This is a genomic window from Nocardioides sp. IC4_145, assembly GCF_011250565.1.
GTDB lineage: Bacteria > Actinomycetota > Actinomycetes > Propionibacteriales > Nocardioidaceae > Nocardioides.
Map to the genome: position 1 here is coordinate 45,135 of NZ_JAANMS010000024.1, position 17,188 is coordinate 62,322.

Sequence of the window (17,188 nt, forward strand, 5' to 3'; positions counted from 1 at the left end):
GGGGGTCCCCGGTTCACCGGTGACCCCCGCGCTTACCACGGGAGATCTGCCCCGATAAGCGAGGGGCTCCCGTAGTAGGTGGCGCGGCAGGTGCACCCGGGGTCAGGCGTGCGCGGGGTGCGGGTCGTCGGGGAGCCGGCCGAGCATCAAGTCCTCGACGGTGGCGGCCAGCTCGGGGCCGGGCACGCCCCAGCCGGGCTCGTAGCCGTAGGCCTCCCGCAGCGTCGTGGCCGTGCGGGTGCCGTCGACGAGGTCGACGTCGTCGGGGCCCATGAGCGCCGGGTGCACCACGCCGACAGCCTCGGCGACCTTGAGCAGGTCGCGCCGCAGCGACCTGACGTACGTCGCCGCGCGCACCGACTTCAGCGCCGGGTCGAGGCCGCGGGCCAGCCATGGGTCCTGGGTCGCGACGCCGGTCGGGCAGGTGTCCGCGTGGCACTTCTGCGCCTGGATGCAGCCGACGGCGAGCATCGCCTCGCGGCCGACGTTGATGCCGTCGAGGCCGAGGGCCAGCGCCACGGTGGCGTTCTCCGTGAGCCCCAGCTTGCCGGCACCGATGAACGCGACCTCGTCGTGCAGCCCGGCCCGGGCGAAGCGCTTGTAGACCTCGGTGAAGCCGATGCGGAACGGGTAGGCCACCGAGTCGGCGAACACCAGCGGGGCCGCGCCGGTCCCGCCCTCGCCGCCGTCGATGTTGACGAAGTCGACGCCGCGGTCGCGGGCGGACATCAGCGTCACCAGCTCGTCCCAGAACGCCAGGTCGCCGACGGCGGACTTGATGCCGACGGGCAGCCCGGTCTCGGCGGCCAGCAGCTCCACGAAGTCGAGCATCGAGTCGGTGTCGTGGAACGCCGTGTGCCGGCTCGGCGACGCGCAGTCCTGCCCGACGGGGATGCCGCGGATCTCCGCGATCTCCTCGGTCACCTTCGCGCCGGGCAGCAGGCCGCCCAGACCCGGCTTGGCGCCCTGCGAGAGCTTGATCTCCAGCGCACGGACCGGCGAGGAGGCGACGAGGTCCTTGAGCCGGGCGAGGTCGAAGCGGCCCTGCGTGTCGCGGCAGCCGAAGTACGCCGTGCCCAGCTGGAAGGTGAGCTCGCCGCCGTGGCGGTGGGCCGGCGAGATCCCGCCCTCGCCGGTGTTCTGCAGGCAACCGGCCAGGGCCGCGCCGCGGTTGAGCGCCTCGATGGCGTTGCCCGACAGCGAGCCGAAGCTCATCGCCGAGATGTTGACGATCGACCCCGGACGGAACGCCTTCGCGCGTCCGCGCGGCCCGCCGAGCACCTTGCCCATCGGCAGCCGGACGCCCTCCTCGGCGTGCGGCGCGGTCGCGGCGCCGGGGCCGGCGAACGTGCGGTGCTTGATGACGGGGTAGCCGGTGCTGTTCTCGACGTCGTTGTCGGTGCCGAAGCCGAAGTAGGTGTTCTCGCCCTTCGACGAGGCGTAGATCCAGCGCCGCTGGTCGCGGGAGAACGGCCGCTCCTCGTCGTTCGAGGTCACGATGTACTGGCGCAGCTCGGGCCCGAACTTCTCCAGCATGAAGCGCAGGTGCCCGACCACGGGGAAGTTGCGCAGGATGGCGTGCTTGCGCTGCGTGACGTCGTGGGCCGCGACCGCAGCGAGGGCGGCGGCACCGGTGGCGGCGATCTTGGACCAGCTCATGTCCTGTGCGGTACCCGGATCGGCGGGTACGTTGCCGCCCATGGACCTCGTCCCCAAGCCCGACCAGGTCGTCTCGGCGGCCGGCAACGTGGCGCACAAGCTGCTGTACGGCGGGCTGGCGGACCTCCGCCCGATGCCGCGCACGCTCGTCGACGAGGGGCACATGCGCGCGCTGTACCACTACCGGCCGCAGCCGGGCGCCGACGAGCAGGGCGACCCGGTGCTGCTGGTGACCCCGCTGGCGGCACCGGCGATCTGCTTCGACCTGCGGCGCGGCTGCTCGCTGGTCGAGCACCTGCTGGCGGGCGGCCGGCCGACGTACCTCGTGGAGTATGGTCAGGTCTCCTTCCGCGACCGCTCCCTCGGCATGGAGCACTGGGTCGAGGAGGTCGTGCCCGCCGCGATCCGCGAGGTGTCCGCGCACGCCGGCGGCCGACCGGTGCACGTGGTCGGGTGGTCACTCGGGGGGATCTTCACGCTGCTCACCGCGGCCGACGACCCGAGCCTGCCGATCGCGTCGGTCACTGCTCTCGGCACGCCGTTCGACGTCTCGCAGGTGCCGCTGGTCGCGCCGCTGCGGCCGCTGCTCAACCTCAACCCGACCGACGGCCGCGGTGCGATCACCCGCGCCTACCAGCTGATGGGCGGCGCGCCGACGCCGTTGGTGCGCTGGGCCTACCAGCTCAGCTCGTTCCAGAAGCTCGTGACCAAGCCGCTGGCCGTCGCCGCGCACCTCGACGACACCGACTTCCTCGCCCAGCTTGAGGCCGTCGACCGGTTCACCGCGAACATGACGGCCTACCCCGGCCGGACCTTCGGCCAGCTCTACCACCGCTTCGTCAAGGGCAACGTGCTCAAGACCGGCGAGGTGGTGCTCGGCGAGCGGACGATCACCCTCGACTCGATCACCGCGCCGGTGCTCGTCTTCGCCGGCGCCAACGACGGGATCGCCCCGGTCGGCGCGGTCCGGGCGCTGCTGCCCCACCTCGGCTCGGCCGAGGAGGTGCGGTTCGAGATCGTGCCGGGCGGCCACCTCGGCATGCTCACCGGCCGGCAGGCCCGCGGCACCACCTGGGAGGTGCTCGACGAGTGGCTCGACGAGTGGTCGGACCGCCCGGCCGCCGGGCCTGCGAAGAAGCCGGCGAGGAAACCCGCGAAGAAGGCAGCACACAAGGCAGCACAGAAGTCCGCGAAGAAGGCGGCGCCCAGGAAGGCGGCGGCGAAGAAGACCGCGACGAAGAAGGCCGGCGGGGCGGCGACCGAGGAGCCGGCCACCGGCACGGACGCGATCGGCACCAACCCCGACCGGCGCCACGGCTCCGGCGGCTCCCGGTCGTTGGCGCGCTGAGGTGGCGACGCAGGAGACGGCCCGCGGCGCGACCGCGGGCGACGGGCCGGTGGACCCGGGCGCGCTGCCCCGCGGCGTACGCATCGGCTACGGCTCGGGCTCGGTCGCGACCGGCGCCTTCGGCACGGTGCCGGGGCTCATGCTGCTGCCGTTCCTCACCGACTCCCTCGGCATCGCCGCGGTGCTGGCCGGCGTCATCGTGTTCCTGCCGAAGGCGTGGGACGTCGTCCTCAACCCGATCGCCGGGCGGATCAGCGACCGCAGCACCGACCCGCGCGGGCCGCGCCGGCCGTTCCTCCTCCGCGCCGGGCTGGTGCTCGCAGCCAGCTTCGCGCTGATCTTCGCCGCGCCATCGATGGCCACCGGCCTCGAGGCGGCGTGGGTGCTGGTGTGCTTCCTGGGCTGCGCCTCGGCGTACGCGTTCTTCCAGGTCCCCTACGTCGCCATGCCCGCCGAGATGACGACGTCCTACGACGAGCGCACCCGGCTGATGACCTGGCGCGTCGCGATCCTGGCGCTCACGATCCTCGTCGCCGGCGGCACCGCACCGCTGATCCGCGACGCGGTCGGCGGCCGCGACGGCTACCGCGTCATGGGTGTCGTGATGGCGCTGATCATCCTCGTCGGTGTCGTGTCGTCGTACGTCGGCACGCGCCGCGCCCCGGTCGGCTCGGTCCAGCCGGGGGCGGGGAGCCTGCGCGACCAGCTGCGGATCGTGGCGACCGCCCGCGACTTCCGGCTGCTGCTCACCACCTTCGTGGTCCAGGCGCTGGCCACCGGCGCGATGCTCGCCGGCGTCGACTACCTCGCCGAGGACGTCCTCGACAGCACCGGCGCCGCGACCGTGCTGTTCCTGTGCTTCGTGGGGCCGGCGCTGCTGCTCACGCCTGCCTGGTCGGCGCTCGGGCAGCGGATCGGCAAGAAGCGCGGGTACCTCGCGTCCTCGCTGTTCCTCGCCGTCGGCGCCGCCCTTGCGGCGTTCGCGGACGTCGCGCCGGCCGCCGTGGTCTTCGCCGCGGTCGGCCTCGCCGGGGTGGGGTACGCCGGCTGCCAGGTCTTCCCGATGGCGATGCTGCCCGACGCGGCGGCCGTCGACGCCCGCCGGACCGGGAGCGGCCGCGCCGGCGTCTACACCGGCGTGTGGACCGCCGGCGAGACCCTCGGCCTCGCGCTCGGCCCGGCCGTCTTCGCGCTGGTGCTCGCGCTCGGCGACTACCAGTCCTCGACCGACGGCGCCGCGGCGCAGCCCGGGTCGGCCGTGACCGCGATCGTGCTCGGCTTCTCCCTCCTCCCCGCCCTGCTCGTGCTGGTGAGCCTGTGGTGGCTCGCCCGCTACACCCTCGACGCCGAAGAGGTCGACGCATGACCACCACCGCCCGCCCGACCACCGCGCAGGACGTCCTGGCTGAGCTGCACGCGCGCCAGGGGGCCGACCTGCCGGTCCACGGCGGCCGCACGCTGGCCTACGTCTACGACTCCGGGCTCGCCGAGGTCGACCGCGTCGGCCGCGAGGCCGTCGCGGCGTACGCCGGCTCCAACGGGCTCGACCCGACCGCGTTCCCCAGCCTGCTGCGGATGGAGAACGACCTGGTCGCCTTCGCCGCCCGCCTGCTCGGCGCCCCCGACACCGTGGTCGGCACCGTCACCTCCGGCGGCACGGAGTCGGTGCTGCTCGCCGTGCAGACCGCCCGCGACGGCAGCCCGCAGGTCACCCGGCCGAACATGGTCATCCCGGCCACCGCCCACGCCGCCTTCCACAAGGCCGCGCACTACTTCGGTGTCGAGGCGCGCATGGTCCCCGTCGGCCCGGACTTTCGCGCCGACGCCACCGCCACCGAGGCCGCGATCGACGACAGCACCGTGCTCGTCGTCGCCAGCGCGCCGTCGTACGCCCACGGTGTCGTCGACCCCGTCACCGAGCTCGCGGCGCTCGCGAGCGCGCGGGGCATCCGCTGCCACGTCGACGCCTGCATCGGCGGGTGGGTCCTCCCGTACGCCAGGCGGCTGGGCCGCGACGTGCCGGCGTGGACCTTCGCCGTCGACGGCGTGACGTCCATCAGCGTCGACCTGCACAAGTACGCCTACGCCCCCAAGGGCACCTCCCTCCTGCTGCACCGGACCCCGGCGCTGCGTCGTCCCCAGCTCTTCGCCTCCGCTGCCTGGCCGGGCTACACGATGCTCAACCCGACCATGCAGTCCACCCGCTCGGGCGGCCCCACCGCGGGCGCCTGGGCGGTCGTGCGGACCCTCGGCGACGACGGCTACGAGCGGCTGACGGCCGACGTCCTTGAGGCCGTGGACCGGATCGTGGCAGGCGCCACCGACATCGCCGGGCTGCGCCTGGTCGTGACGCCCGACTCCACCCTCGTCGCCCTCGCCACCGACGGCACCTGCGACGCGTTCACGGTGTGCGACGAGATGACCGCGCGCGGGTGGTACGTCCAGCCGCAGATGTCCTACGGCGACCAGCCGCCGACCATCCACCTCTCGGTGAGCGCCGCGACCCTCGGCGCCGTCGACGACTTCCTCGTCGCCCTGCGCGAGTCCGTCGCGGCCGCCGTGGCCGCCGGTCCGGTCGCCGTCGACGAGGGCGTCGCCGACTACATCCGCTCGCTCGACCCGGCCGGCCTCACGGACGAGGACTTCGACGGCCTCCTGGCCGCCTCCGGCCTCGTCGGCGAGAACGCCGAGGGCGAGCTCGCCCTGCCCGACCGGATGGCCGAGGTCAACGCCATGCTCGACCTCGCCTCCCCCGCCATGCGCGAGGCCCTGCTCCTCACCTTCCTCGACCGGCTCAGCCGGCCCTCCCGCGCCTGAGCACTCCAGGCAGCCCAGCCCGACCGAGGGCGGGGTCGTGTGCCTCACGACGCGGCGGCGCGCGTGCTCAGGCACACGACCTCCCGGCAGGTTCCGGGCGCGGCCTCAGCCCGCGTCGACCCGCTTCGCACCGGGCCCCGGCCGCGGAACTGCGTCGCGCAGGTCCTCGACGCGGTGCCCGTGCTCGCACACCAGCTCGGCGTGGAGCACGCCCCCGCAGTCGCGGTGCGCGACCTCGACCGGCGGTCCCTCGGGGTCGGCGAGGTAGCGGTCGCCCCAGTCGGCGACGGCGACCAGCACCGGGTAGAGGGCGAAGCCCTTCTCCGTCAGGCGGTACTCGTGCCGCTCGCGCTCCCCCTCGGAGCGGTAGGGCACCTTGCGCAGCACGTCCTGCTCGACCAGCAGCGCCAGCCGGTTGCTCAGCACCTGGCGCGGGATGCCGCTGTGGCGGCGGATGTCGTCGAAGCGGCGCACGCCGTTGAAGACCTCGCGCAGCACCACGAAGGTCCAGCGCTCGCCGAGCACGGCCATCGCCCGGCCGACCGTGCAGTTGTCGGTCGACCACGCGAGGGCGGACGGCGAGGTGGTCACGGCCCCAGCGTAGGCGGGGCTGGGTCTTGTTGACAGACCGAGCGCCGCGCCGCCAGGCTGAGTCCATGACCGAGACCCAGGAGACTGCCGTCGCCACGCCCCCGCTCGACCCGGCGTCGATGACCGGCTTCGAGCTGCTCATGGCGATGCGCGACGGCTCGCTCCCGCCCGCACCCATCGCCGAGACGCTCGGGATGGTCGACTTCGACGGCGAGCCCGGGTCGATCTCGGTGGCGCTGGAGCCGGAGCACCGGCACTACAACCCGCTCGGCACGGTCCACGGCGGCGTCATCTCCACGATGCTCGACACCGCCGCCGGCTGCTCGGTCCACTCCACGCTGGCCGCCGGCGAGGGCTACACCTCGCTCGACCTGACCGTGAAGTTCCTGCGCCCCGCGACCGTCGAGTCCGGTCGGCTGCGCGCGGTCGGCAAGGTCGTGCACCGCGGACGGCGTACGGCGCTCGCCGAGGCGCAGCTCTTCGACGCCCGCGACCGCCTGGTCGCGCACGCCACCTCCAGCTGCATGATCTTCGCCTGAACGGATCATCCGGCGGGCCGCTACCGTCGCGCCCGTGAGCGCGCTCGCCGGACTCGTCGACCAGGGACTCGTAGCACCGGACTGGGCGGCGGCACTGGCCCCGGTCGACGACCGGGTCGCGGAGATGGGGCGGTTCCTGCGGGCCGAGGTGGCCGCCGGGCGCGGCTACCTGCCGGCCGGCGACCGGGTCTTCGCCGCGTTCCGGCGGCCCCTCGCCGACGTGCGCGTGCTCGTCGTCGGCCAGGACCCCTACCCCACCCCGGGCCACCCGATCGGGCTCAGCTTCGCGGTCGACGCACACGTGCGGCCGGTGCCGCGGTCGCTGGCGAACATCTACACCGAGCTGCGCAGCGACCTCGGGATCCAGACGCCCGAGCACGGCGACCTGACGGCCTGGACCGACGCCGGCGTCATGCTGCTCAATCGGGTGCTGACCGTGCAGCCGGGCGCCTCGGCCGCCCACCGCGGCAAGGGCTGGGAGGAGGTGACCGCCTGCGCGATCGAGGCGCTCGTCGCGCGGGGCGGTCCGCTGGCGGCGGTCCTGTGGGGCCGCGACGCGCAGGGCCTCGTGCCGATGCTCGGCCGGACGCCGTACGTCGCCTCGGCGCACCCCTCGCCCCTCTCGGCGCACCGGGGGTTCTTCGGCTCGCGGCCGTTCAGCCGGGTCAACGACCTGCTCGCCCGGCAGGGCGCCGACGGGGTGGACTGGCGGCTCCCGGTCGGCTAAGGTTGAATCATCAATTACTTGGAGACGTGATGATGAGCCCCACCGCCGACCGGATGCCCGCCCTCTACATCGGCCACGGCGCTCCCCCGCTCCTCGACGACCCGACCTGGTCCGGCCAGCTGGCCGCCTGGGCCGCCGACCTGCCGCGCCCGACGGCGATCCTCGTCGTCAGCGCCCACTGGGAGTCCGCGCCGGTCTCGCTCTCGGCGAGCCGGGCACCGCTCGTCTACGACTTCGGCGGCTTCGACCCGAAGTACTTCCGGATGACCTACGAGACCCCCGACGCCACCGCGCTCGCCGCCCGCGTCGCGGCGATGATGCCGACCGGCGAACCGGTCCACCAGCACACCTCGCGCGGGCTCGACCACGGCGCGTGGGTGCCGCTGAAGATCATGTACCCCGACGCCGACATCCCCGTCCTGCAGATGTCGCTGCCCACCCACGACCCCGTCCGCCTCATGGCGCTCGGCGAGCGGCTGCGTCCGCTGCGCGACGAGGGTGTGCTGATCATCGGCTCCGGCTTCCTCACCCACGGCCTGCCGTTCCTCACCGACTGGCGCATCGAGGCCGCGGCCCCCGGCTGGTCCTCGGAGTTCGACGCCTGGGCCGGCGAGGCCCTCGCCCGCGGCGACGTCGACACGCTCGCGGCGTACCACTCCAAGGCGCCCGGCATGCCGTACGCCCACCCCACCGTCGAGCACTACACCCCGCTCTTCGTCACCCTCGGCGCCGCCACCACCCCCGACGAGCCCGGCCTGCAGGTCATCGACGGGTTCTGGATGGGGCTGTCGAAGCGGTCGCTGCAGGTGGCCTGAACGCGTGTCGTCAGCATCCCAGGTTCACTTGGGATGCCGATGCTTCCCTGTCATTGCGATGGCAGAGAAGTGCGAGCATCCCAAGTTAACGTGGGTTCCTCGCACGCCTGCCGATGCAACCGACGAGCCGGCCGATCAGCGGATCCGCGTCCGCCGCATCATCTTCAAGCCGGTGAGCATCCCCTTGACGTACTCGTCGTAGTCCTGGCCGGGGCGGGCGCCCATGACCTGCTTCTTGAGGACGGCGAGGTTCTGGACGTCGGTGTACTTCAGCAGGCCCTGGTCTCCGTGGCGGGCGCCGACGCCGGACTGCTTGACGCCGCCCGACGGCGTGCCCTTCGAGGCGTACGCCGTGGCGAGGGAGTCGTTGACGTTGACGTTGCCGGCGTGGATGCGGCGGGCGACGCCGACGGCGCGGTCGAGGTCCGCGCCCCACACCGAGGCGTTGAGGCCGTAGTCGGTGTCGTTGGCGAGCGCGACGGCCTGGTCGACGGTGCGGTACTCGTGCAGCGCGACGACCGGCCCGAAGGTCTCCGTGCAGCCGGTCAGCATGTCGCCGGTGACGCCCTCGAGCACGGTCGGCTCGAAGAACGCCGGCCCGATGTCGGGCCGCGGGTTGCCGCCGGTGACGATCGTGGCGCCCTTGGCGACGGCGTCCTGCACGTGGCTGTGCACCCGCCGCATGTGGTCGACCGAGATCAGCGAGCCCAGCTCGGGACCGAAGTCGTACGCCGCGCCGATGCGCAGGCTCTCGGCTGCGGCGACGAAGCGGGCCTTGAGCTCGTCGTACCGGCTCTCGGGCAGGTAGATGCGCTCGATGTGCATGCAGATCTGGCCGGTGTTGCCGAAGACGCCGAACAGCGCGCCGGCGACCCACTCGTCGGGGTCGACGTCGTCGAGGACGATCATCGGGTTCTTGCCGCCGAGCTCGAGGCAGCAGCCGATGAGGTTGCGGCCGGCGCGCTCGCCGATGACCCGGCCGGTGGCGGTCGAGCCGGTAAACATCACGTAGTTGGCGTTGTCGATGAGCGTCGGGCCGACGTCGGGGCCCTCGCCGCAGACGACTTGGAAGAGGCCCTTCGGCAGGCCGGCCCGCTCCAGCAGCGAGATGCCGTGGAGAGGTGAGAGCGCGGTCTTGTTGTCGGGCTTGAGCACGATCGCGTTGCCGGCCATGAGTGCCGGGATGGCGTCGGAGAGGCCGGTCGCGAACGGGAAGTTCCAGGGCGCGATGATCCCGACGACGCCCTTGGGCTGGCGGATCTCGGTGGAGCTCGAGACGACCGGGACCGGTCCGCCGCGGGTGACCGGCTTGAGCAGCTTCGGCGCCCGCTTGAGGTAGTGGCTGATCACCATCACCGGGTCGCAGGTCTCCTCGATGGCCATCCTGCGGTTCTTGCCGCTCTCGGCCTGGATGAGGTCCGCGATGGTCTGCGCGTTGTCGACGAGCAGCGAGTGCGCCTTCTTGAACACCTTCAACCGCTTGCGCAGCGGCCAGGAGGCCCATTCCTGCTGGGCCGAGCGGGCGGCCGCGAAGGCGCGCTCGATGTCGGCCGGGGTCGACTGCGGCAGCTGCACGAGCGTCTCGCCGGTGTAGACCTCGGTGAGGTCCCACGTCTGCCCGCCCGAGCCGGGCACGCGCGCGACGAGGTCGCGCAGGAACGCGTCGGTGAGCGTGGCCGGGCGGCGCAGGCGGGGCGCGGGGGCGCCCGGACCGGAGCCCGAGCCGGGTCCGGCGGTGGCCGAGCGGTCGGCGGTGGTGGTCATGGTCAGCCCCTCCCGAGGACGAGGTCCGCGCCGCGCTCGCCGATCATGATCGCCGGCGCGTTGGTGTTGCCGCCGGTGATCGACGGCATGATCGAGGCGTCGGCGACGCGGAGCCCCTCGACGCCGCGGACCTTGAGGTCGGGGGTCACGACGGCGAGCTCGTCGACGCCCATCCGGCAGGTGCCGACGCCGTGGTAGACCGAGGTCGCGCGGTTGAGGATGGCCTGGCGCAGCTCGGAGCCCTGCAGGTTGCGGCCGGGGTGGATCTCGTCCTTGACCGCCCCGCCGAACGCCGCCGCGCCCATGATCTCGCGGACCATCTCCGAGCCCTCGGTGAGCAGGTCGACGTCGGCGGTCTCCGCGAGGTACTGCGGGTCGATGAGCGGCGCCGCGGTCGGGTCGGCCGAGGCCAGCCGCAGCGTGCCGCGGCTGCGCGGGTAGATCAGCGTGGTGAGCACGGTCAGCGCCGGGAGCGGCGAGACCTCGTGCCGGATCGGCTCGTCCTGGTTCGGCGAGACGTAGGACCAGGGCAGCAGGTGCAGCTGCAGGTCCGGGACGTCGGTGGCCTGCGAGGTCTTGAGGAAGGCGAGGATCTCGAAGACCGAGTTCGCGAGGAACGTGGAGCCGGGCCGCACGACCTCCTTGGCGACGCCCTTGGCGAAGAAGAACGCGTTGCCGCGCATCTTCGAGGAGGTCGCGTGGAAGGTCATCGCGTGGAACATGTGGTCGTGCAGGTTGTCGCCGACCGGCAGGTCCGCGACGACGCCGATGCCGTGGTCCTTGAGGTGCTGCGCGTGGCCGATGCCGGACAGCATGAGGATCTGCGGGGAGCCGACGAACCCGGCGGCCAGGATGACCTCCTTGCCCGCGCGGACCGTGCGGCGGCTGCCGTCCTTGTCGCGGACCTCGACGCCGGTGGCGCGACCGTTCTCGATGACGACCTTGGTGACCAGCACCTGGGTCTGCACGTCGAGGGTCGGCGGCGCGAGGTGGTGGATGTAGCCGCGCGAGGCGCTGTAGCGCAGCCCGTCGGCGGCGTTCTGCTGCATCCGGCTGACGCCCTCCTGCGACTCACCGTTGTAGTCGTCGAGGACCTTGCAGCCGATCGTGTCGGCGGTCGCCTGGAGGAACTGCAGCGACCCCTCCTGCGGGGTCTTGTTGCGGGTCACCTTGATCGGACCGCCGACGCCGCGGAAGGCGTTCTCGCCGCCCTCGTAGTCCTCCATCCGCTTGTACGCCGCGTTGACCGAGTCGGCGTCCCAGCCGGTGCAGCCCTCGGCCGCCCAGGAGTCGTAGTTGGCTCGGTTGCCGCGGACGTAGACCATGCCGTTGACCGAGCTGGACCCACCGAGGACCTTGCCGCGCGGGACCGGCATCTTGCGGTCGAGGATGTGCTTCTGCGGCACCGAGTAGTAGCCCCAGTCGTTGAGCCGCTTGATCTTCGGCTCGGCGTGCATCGGGCCGATCATCCCGGGCTTCTTGGTGAGGAACTGGTTGTCGCTCTTGCCCGCCTCCAGCACGATCACGCTGGCGCCGGACTCGGCGAGCCGGCCGGCGATCGCGGCACCGGCGCTGCCGGAGCCCACCACGACGTAGTCGGCTTCGTTCTTCAGGGCTTGCTTGGCCATGTCGTCCCCTGGGGTGGTTCGTGTCGCAGAGCGGCGGTCTGGGCCCGAGTTCACATACTCTCGGAATGTGTCTCCGCCCACAGTAGGGCATGACTGTAACTTGTTCTAGTTTGTCCGGACCATGGTCCGGACGAGAGGATCGGCGTCGTGAAGATCCTGTCGATCCAGTCGTCGGTCGCCTACGGGCACGTGGGGAACTCCGCCGCGGTGTTCCCGCTCCAGCGACTGGGCCACGAGGTCTGGCCGGTGCTGACCGTCCACTTCTCCAACCACACGGGGTACGGCGCGTGGCGCGGGCCGCTCCTCGCGCCCGCCGACGTGGCCGACGTGATCGCGGGCATCGAGGACCGCGGCGTCCTCGGCCAGGCCGACGCGGTGCTATCGGGCTACCAGGGCGACCCGGCGGTCGGGGCGGTCGTGCTCGACGCCGTGGCGAAGGTCAAGGCCGCCAACCCGGACGCGGTCTACTGCTGCGACCCGGTGATGGGCGACGTCGGGCGCGGCATGTTCGTCAAGCCCGGCATCCCGGAGTACCTCCGCGACAGCGTCGTGCCGCAGGCCGACATCCTCACGCCGAACCACTTCGAGCTCGACTTCCTCGCCGGTCGCACGACCACCACGCTCGAGGAGGTGCTCGCGGCCGTCGACACGGTGCGTGACCGCGGGCCGCGCGACGTGCTGGTGACCAGCGTGATCCACGGCGACGTGCCGGAGGGCTCGCTCGACGTCGTCGCCGTCTCCGACGCCGGCGCCTGGGTCGTCACGACCCCGCTGCTGCCGATCACGCCGAACGGCTGTGGCGACGTCACCGCCGCCCTCTACCTCGCGCACCTGCGCTCGACCGGCTCCCCGGCCGAGGCGCTCTCGCGCACGACGTCCTCGATGTTCGCGGTGCTCGAGGCGACGATCGCCGCGGGCACCCGCGAGATCCAGCTGGTCGAGGCGCAGGACGCGATCGCGTCGCCGCCGGCGTCGTTCGAGGTCCGTCAGGTCCGCTGAACGGACCCGTCCCGCTCGTCCTGGCTGACCGCCCGGTCAGCCGACCATCATCAGCGCGGCGAGGAACGCCAACGCCGGGATCAGCCACAGGATCGCCAGCGCGATCATCGTGTCCCGGCCCTCGGCGGCCGCGGCGGTGCTCGGTGCAGACGTGTTCGCTGCCATCGTGGAATCACTCCCCGGATCGATTGAGGAGCCGATACCCGGCGCTCCGCCGCGCCATGCCGGGGTCCGCACGCTTCGGCGTACATCACATCCCTGCGGGTGAGGCGGAGGGTGGAGCCGGTGACAGGAGTCGAACCCGCGACATCCTCTTTACAAGAGAGGCGCTCTACCAACTGAGCTACACCGGCGCGGCCGGCCGACGCGGAGGTCGAACGGCCGCGCACATGCTAGTTGCCGGGGCGGGTGCCGCAGGGATCAGCCCATGCCGCCGTCGAAGGCGAGGACGGCGCCGGTGATCATCCGCGCGGCGGGCGAGGCGAGGTAGACGATCGACTCGCCGATCTCGGCCGGGGAGATCGCCGGGCCGGGCAGCATCATCATCAGGCGGTCCGCGACGCGGGCGTCCAGGTCGGCGGGCATGATGCCGGCGACGTGCGACACGATCGGGGTGTCGACGGTGCCGGGGCAGACCGCGTTGACGCGGATGCCCTCCGGCGAGAGCTCGAGCGCCAGGGACTTCGTCAGCTGGGTCAGGCCGCCCTTCGCGGCGGCGTACGCGACGGCGTACGGCTGGGGGATGCGGCCGGCGACCGAGCTGACGTTGACGATGTTGCCGCCGCAGGCGCGCAGGTGGGGCAGCGCGGCCTGGATCATCATGAACGGGCCCTTGAGGTCTACCGCGTGGACGCGGTCCCACTCGGCGTCGGTGATCTGGTCGAAGTGGCCGAACTGCACCACGCCCGCCACGTTGGCCAGCACGTCGATCCGCCCGTGCTGCGCGCACTCGGCGACCGCGGCCTCGACCGACTCGCGGGAGGCGACGTTGCACTCGACGTACGTCACGCCCTCCGGCGCCCCGGGCTGCACGTCGAGACCGAAGACCGTTGCGCCCTGGTCGCGGAAGAGCTCGGCGGTGGCGCGGCCGATGCCGGAGGCGGCGCCGGTGACGACGACGACGCGGGGCTCGGGAGACGTGTGAGCAGAAGTCATGGGCGGACCGTACTGGAACACGTTCTAATTCGACCAGCGTCACGTCGCCGAGACTTTGGTCCGTCGCCCCCGCGGAGGCGACCCTGGTGCGGTGAGCCTCCTGCACGAACCGCACCACGACGGGTCCCCGCTCTACCTCGAGCACGAGGCACCGACGCTCGGCTGGACGGTCAAGGTCCGCGTCCGCACCGCCGCCTCGGACCCCGTCGACCAGGTCTGGCTGCGCACGACGTACGACGCCGAGCCGGTCTACCACGCGTGCGGCCCGGTCGAGCGCGACGAGCACACCGTCTGGTGGGAGGGCGAGCTCCCGGTCCACAACCCGGTCGCGCACTACCGCTTCCTGGTCAGCACCGGCGCCGGCACGCCCGCGGAGGACCAGCGCTGGCTGACCGCCGCGGGCGTGCACCGCCACGACGTGCCCGACACCTTCGACTTCCGCGTCTCGACCTACGCCCCGGCGCCGGACTGGGGCCGCGACGGCGTCGTCTACCAGGTCTTCCCCGACCGGTTCGCCCGCTCGGCCGCCGCCGACGAGCGGCCCACCCCGGACTGGGCCGTCCCGGCGGAGTGGGACGACGAGGTGGCCTTCGAGGGCTCCGACCCGCGCACCCCGACGCAGTTCTTCGGCGGCGACCTCGACGGCGTCGTCGCGCACCTCGACCACCTCGAGCAGGTCGGCGTCTCGGTCGTCTACACGACGCCGGTCTTCCCCGGCGAGAGCAACCACCGCTACAACGCCTCCACCTTCGACGGCGTCGACCCGCTCCTGGGCGGGGACGCCGCGTACGCCCGGCTCTCCACCGCCGTCCACGAGCGCGGCTGGCGGCTGCTCGGCGACCTGACCACCAACCACACCGGCGACACCCACGAGTGGTTCCGCGGCGCCACGAGCGACCCGACCTCCCCCACCCGCGGCTGGTACTACTTCAACCACGACGGCTCCTACGAGTGCTGGATGGGCCACGGCACGCTGCCCAAGCTCAACCTCGCCGACCCCGACCTGCGCGCGGCGATGGTCGAGGGCCCCGACTCGGTCGTCGCCCGCTGGCTGCGGCCGCCCTTCGACGTCGACGGGTGGCGCATCGACGTCGCCAACATGACCGGCCGGCTCGGCGCGGTCGACGTCAACCACGACGTGGCCCGGGCGGTACGCCGCACGGCCGAGGCCGAGCGCCCCGACCCGCTGGTCATCGGCGAGCACAACCACGACGCGTCGGGCGACATCGACGGCGACGGCTGGCACGGCACGATGAACTACTCCGGCTTCTCCTGGCCGGTCTGGTCGTGGGTGCGCGACCCCGCCTCGCCCGCCCGCGCCTTCGGCCGCCCGCTGCCGGTGCCGCGACGGCCCGGCCCCCTGGTGCTCCGGTCCTTCCGCGAGTGGCTGGCCCGCTTCGGCTGGCGCGCGGCGAGCCAGTCGTGGAACATCCTCGGCTCCCACGACAGCGCCCGCATCCGCACCGTCGCCGGCTCGGGAGCGGTCCACCGCGTCGCGGCCGGCCTGCAGTTCACGCTGCCCGGCGTGCCGATGCTGTTCGCCGGCGACGAGATCGGCCTCGAGGGCGTGCTCGGCGAGGACTCCCGCCGGCCGATGCCCTGGGACCGCCGCGAGGACTGGGACCACGCCACGCTGGCGACTTACGCCGCCCTGGCCGCTGCGCGCCGCGAGCACGACGCCCTGCGCCGCGGCGGCCTGCGGTGGGCCCACGTCGACGACGACGCATTCGTCTTCGTCCGCGAGCACCCGTCCGGCTCGGTGCTGGTCTGCGCACGGCGGGCCGGTGGCCCCGCGGTCGAGCTCGACGCCGGCCTGCTCGGCTTCGGCGACGGGTCGCCGGTGCTGGCGACCGAGGGCGAGGCGACCGCGCTGACCGAGGCCGACGGCACGGTCACCGTCCCGGCCTCCGAGGGGCCTGGCCTCTGGCTCTGGCGGGTCTAGGCTCGACGGCGTGGCCCTCCACGTCGTCGCCCACCGCCCCGACCCCGCGCTCATGCGGCTGCCGTGGTCGGTGCCGCTGGAGGAGTGGGACGAGCAGTACGTCGTCCCCCTCCCCCGCGGCCTGTCCCGGCACGTCGTGCGGATCGTTCGGCTCGGCCCCGCGACGTACGCCGTCAAGGAGACGGTTGCCGACATCGCGTTCCGCGAGTACCGCCTGCTCCGCGACCTCCAGCGCCTCGGGCTGCCCGCCGTGGTGCCCCAGGGGGTCGTGACCGGGCGCGTGGACGCCCACGGCGAGGAGCTGCCCGCCGCGCTGCTGACCCAGCACCTGCGCTTCTCGCTGCCCTACCGCAGCCTGTTCAGCCACGGGACGACCGTCGAGGGGCTGCCGTCGCTCATCGACGCGATGGTCGTGCTGCTGGTCCGGCTGCACCTCGCCGACTTCTTCTGGGGCGACGTGTCGCTGTCGAACGTGCTGTTCCGCCGCGACGCCGGCGGGTTCGCGGCGTACCTCGTCGACGCCGAGACCGGCGAGCTGCGCTCCTCCCTCTCGCGGCAGATGCGGGAGCACGACGTCACCATCGCCACCGAGAACGTCTTCGCCGAGCTGCTCGACCTCCAGGCCAGCCGGCTCGTCCCGGCCGAGGTGCCGGCCGAGGAGATCGTCGCCCTGCTGCAGCGGCGCTACCACGAGCTGTGGGACGAGCTGACCGGCGCCGAGGAGTTCTCCGCCGCCGAGATGTGGCGCATCGAGCAGCGCATCGAACGGCTCAACGAGCGCGGCTTCGACGTCGAGGAGCTCGACATCGTCACCGACTACGACGGCGACTCCGTCCGCATCCAGCCCCGCGCCGTCGAGCTCGGCCACCACCGGCGCGAGCTCCGTTCGCTCACCGGCCTCGACGTCGAGGACACCCAGGCACGCCGGCTCCTCAACGACATCGCCCGCTTCACCGCCCACCGCGACCTGGGCCGCGAGGACCGCGTCCTGGTCGCCAGCCGCTGGCTCACCGAGGTCTTCGAGCCGCTCATGGCGATGGTCCCGACCGAGGCCCGCGGCAAGCTCGAGCCGGCCGAGATCTTCCACGAGGTGCTGGTCCACCGGTGGTACCTCTCCGAGCGCGCCGGCCACGAGGTCGACCTCTTCGAGACCGCCCGCGACTACATCGACACCGTCCTGTCGAAGAAGCCCGAGGAAGCCCTC

The 17,188-nt window shown here is 72.8% G+C and carries 15 protein-coding genes and 1 tRNA gene; 9 read left to right on the forward strand and 7 right to left on the reverse strand.

The annotated features are described in order from the left end of the window. Positions 1-102: 102 nt before the first annotated feature. A complete protein-coding gene (locus G6553_RS11645; protein ID WP_166192663.1) occupies positions 103-1,659 on the reverse strand; it encodes an FMN-binding glutamate synthase family protein in 1,557 nt (518 codons plus the stop codon). Positions 1,660-1,699: 40 nt separating this feature from the next. Here G6553_RS11645 and G6553_RS11650 point away from each other — a divergent pair, with 40 nt between their 5' ends. The 3 genes from G6553_RS11650 to G6553_RS11660 are packed head-to-tail and all read left to right on the forward strand — an operon-like array spanning position 1,700 to position 5,824. After that, positions 1,700-3,007, forward strand: coding sequence for an alpha/beta fold hydrolase (locus G6553_RS11650; RefSeq protein ID WP_166192666.1), 1,308 nt, complete (start codon positions 1,700-1,702; stop codon positions 3,005-3,007). 1 nt (position 3,008) lies between these two features. Further along, on the forward strand, positions 3,009-4,373 hold the full coding sequence (locus G6553_RS11655; protein WP_347565668.1) for an MFS transporter: 1,365 nt from the start codon (positions 3,009-3,011) through the stop codon (positions 4,371-4,373). Further along, positions 4,370-5,824: an aminotransferase class V-fold PLP-dependent enzyme gene (locus G6553_RS11660; protein ID WP_166192669.1), complete on the forward strand. Its 1,455-nt coding sequence runs from the start codon at positions 4,370-4,372 to the stop codon at positions 5,822-5,824. Before G6553_RS11655 ends, G6553_RS11660 begins: the two co-directional genes overlap by 4 nt. 105 nt (positions 5,825-5,929) lie before the next feature. Here G6553_RS11660 and G6553_RS11665 read toward each other — a convergent pair whose 3' ends face one another. Continuing rightward, a complete protein-coding gene (locus tag G6553_RS11665; protein ID WP_347565669.1) occupies positions 5,930-6,415 on the reverse strand; it encodes a helix-turn-helix domain-containing protein in 486 nt (161 codons plus the stop codon). Positions 6,416-6,480: 65 nt separating this feature from the next. On the opposite strand from G6553_RS11665, the gene G6553_RS11670 reads away from it, so the two are divergent. From G6553_RS11670 to G6553_RS11680, 3 genes are read left to right on the forward strand one after another with little or no spacing between them, the layout of a single operon-like run. Further along, on the forward strand, positions 6,481-6,954 hold the full coding sequence (locus G6553_RS11670; RefSeq protein ID WP_166192671.1) for a PaaI family thioesterase: 474 nt from the start codon (positions 6,481-6,483) through the stop codon (positions 6,952-6,954). A gap of 34 nt (positions 6,955-6,988) precedes the next feature. Then, positions 6,989-7,681: a uracil-DNA glycosylase gene (locus G6553_RS11675; protein WP_166192674.1), complete on the forward strand. Its 693-nt coding sequence runs from the start codon at positions 6,989-6,991 to the stop codon at positions 7,679-7,681. Between the two features lie 32 nt (positions 7,682-7,713). Further along, positions 7,714-8,496 carry a class III extradiol ring-cleavage dioxygenase gene (locus tag G6553_RS11680; RefSeq protein WP_207619657.1) on the forward strand — a complete coding sequence of 261 codons (783 nt, stop codon included), beginning with the start codon at positions 7,714-7,716 and terminating at the stop codon, positions 8,494-8,496. Positions 8,497-8,631: 135 nt separating this feature from the next. On the opposite strand, the gene G6553_RS11685 is transcribed toward G6553_RS11680, so the two are convergent. Continuing rightward, on the reverse strand, positions 8,632-10,260 hold the full coding sequence (locus G6553_RS11685; RefSeq protein ID WP_166192677.1) for a succinic semialdehyde dehydrogenase: 1,629 nt from the start codon (positions 10,258-10,260) through the stop codon (positions 8,632-8,634). 2 nt (positions 10,261-10,262) lie between these two features. Beyond that, complete coding sequence (locus G6553_RS11690; protein ID WP_166192679.1) at positions 10,263-11,888, reverse strand: GMC family oxidoreductase N-terminal domain-containing protein; 1,626 nt, start codon at positions 11,886-11,888, stop codon at positions 10,263-10,265. Positions 11,889-12,035: 147 nt separating this feature from the next. Between G6553_RS11690 and pdxY the strand changes: the two genes are divergently transcribed. Further along, complete coding sequence (gene pdxY, locus G6553_RS11695) at positions 12,036-12,887, forward strand: pyridoxal kinase PdxY (protein WP_166192682.1); 852 nt, start codon at positions 12,036-12,038, stop codon at positions 12,885-12,887. Between the two features lie 36 nt (positions 12,888-12,923). Here pdxY and G6553_RS21770 read toward each other — a convergent pair whose 3' ends face one another. The 3 genes from G6553_RS21770 to G6553_RS11705 all read right to left on the reverse strand — a co-directional run bounded on the left by G6553_RS21770 (position 12,924) and on the right by G6553_RS11705 (position 14,042). After that, entirely contained in the window at positions 12,924-13,052 is a 129-nt protein-coding gene (locus G6553_RS21770; protein WP_278249569.1) for a hypothetical protein, read from the reverse strand. A 112-nt stretch (positions 13,053-13,164) separates the two neighbouring features. Continuing rightward, positions 13,165-13,240 (reverse strand) — tRNA-Thr (locus tag G6553_RS11700). Positions 13,241-13,307: 67 nt separating this feature from the next. Further along, on the reverse strand, positions 13,308-14,042 hold the full coding sequence (locus G6553_RS11705; RefSeq protein WP_166192685.1) for an SDR family oxidoreductase: 735 nt from the start codon (positions 14,040-14,042) through the stop codon (positions 13,308-13,310). A gap of 91 nt (positions 14,043-14,133) precedes the next feature. Between G6553_RS11705 and G6553_RS11710 the strand changes: the two genes are divergently transcribed. After that, positions 14,134-15,984: a glycoside hydrolase family 13 protein gene (locus tag G6553_RS11710; protein WP_166192688.1), complete on the forward strand. Its 1,851-nt coding sequence runs from the start codon at positions 14,134-14,136 to the stop codon at positions 15,982-15,984. A 10-nt stretch (positions 15,985-15,994) separates the two neighbouring features. Continuing rightward, positions 15,995-17,188: DUF4032 domain-containing protein (locus G6553_RS11715; protein WP_166192691.1), on the forward strand; the 1,194-nt coding region annotated here is incomplete at its 3' end.

Excerpts from the sequence above, each read along its gene's own strand:
- G6553_RS11645 (WP_166192663.1), bottom strand. The coding sequence starts at position 1,659 with ATGAGCTGGTCCAAGATCGCCGCCACCGGTGCCGCCGCCCTCGCTGCG.
- G6553_RS11650 (WP_166192666.1), top strand. The coding sequence starts at position 1,700 with ATGGACCTCGTCCCCAAGCCCGACCAGGTCGTCTCGGCGGCCGGCAAC.
- G6553_RS11660 (WP_166192669.1), top strand. The coding sequence starts at position 4,370 with ATGACCACCACCGCCCGCCCGACCACCGCGCAGGACGTCCTGGCTGAG.
- G6553_RS11670 (WP_166192671.1), top strand. The coding sequence starts at position 6,481 with ATGACCGAGACCCAGGAGACTGCCGTCGCCACGCCCCCGCTCGACCCG.
- G6553_RS11680 (WP_207619657.1), top strand. The coding sequence starts at position 7,714 with ATGAGCCCCACCGCCGACCGGATGCCCGCCCTCTACATCGGCCACGGC.
- G6553_RS11685 (WP_166192677.1), bottom strand. The coding sequence starts at position 10,260 with ATGACCACCACCGCCGACCGCTCGGCCACCGCCGGACCCGGCTCGGGC.
- G6553_RS11690 (WP_166192679.1), bottom strand. The coding sequence starts at position 11,888 with ATGGCCAAGCAAGCCCTGAAGAACGAAGCCGACTACGTCGTGGTGGGC.
- G6553_RS21770 (WP_278249569.1), bottom strand. The coding sequence starts at position 13,052 with ATGGCAGCGAACACGTCTGCACCGAGCACCGCCGCGGCCGCCGAGGGC.
- G6553_RS11705 (WP_166192685.1), bottom strand. The coding sequence starts at position 14,042 with ATGACTTCTGCTCACACGTCTCCCGAGCCCCGCGTCGTCGTCGTCACC.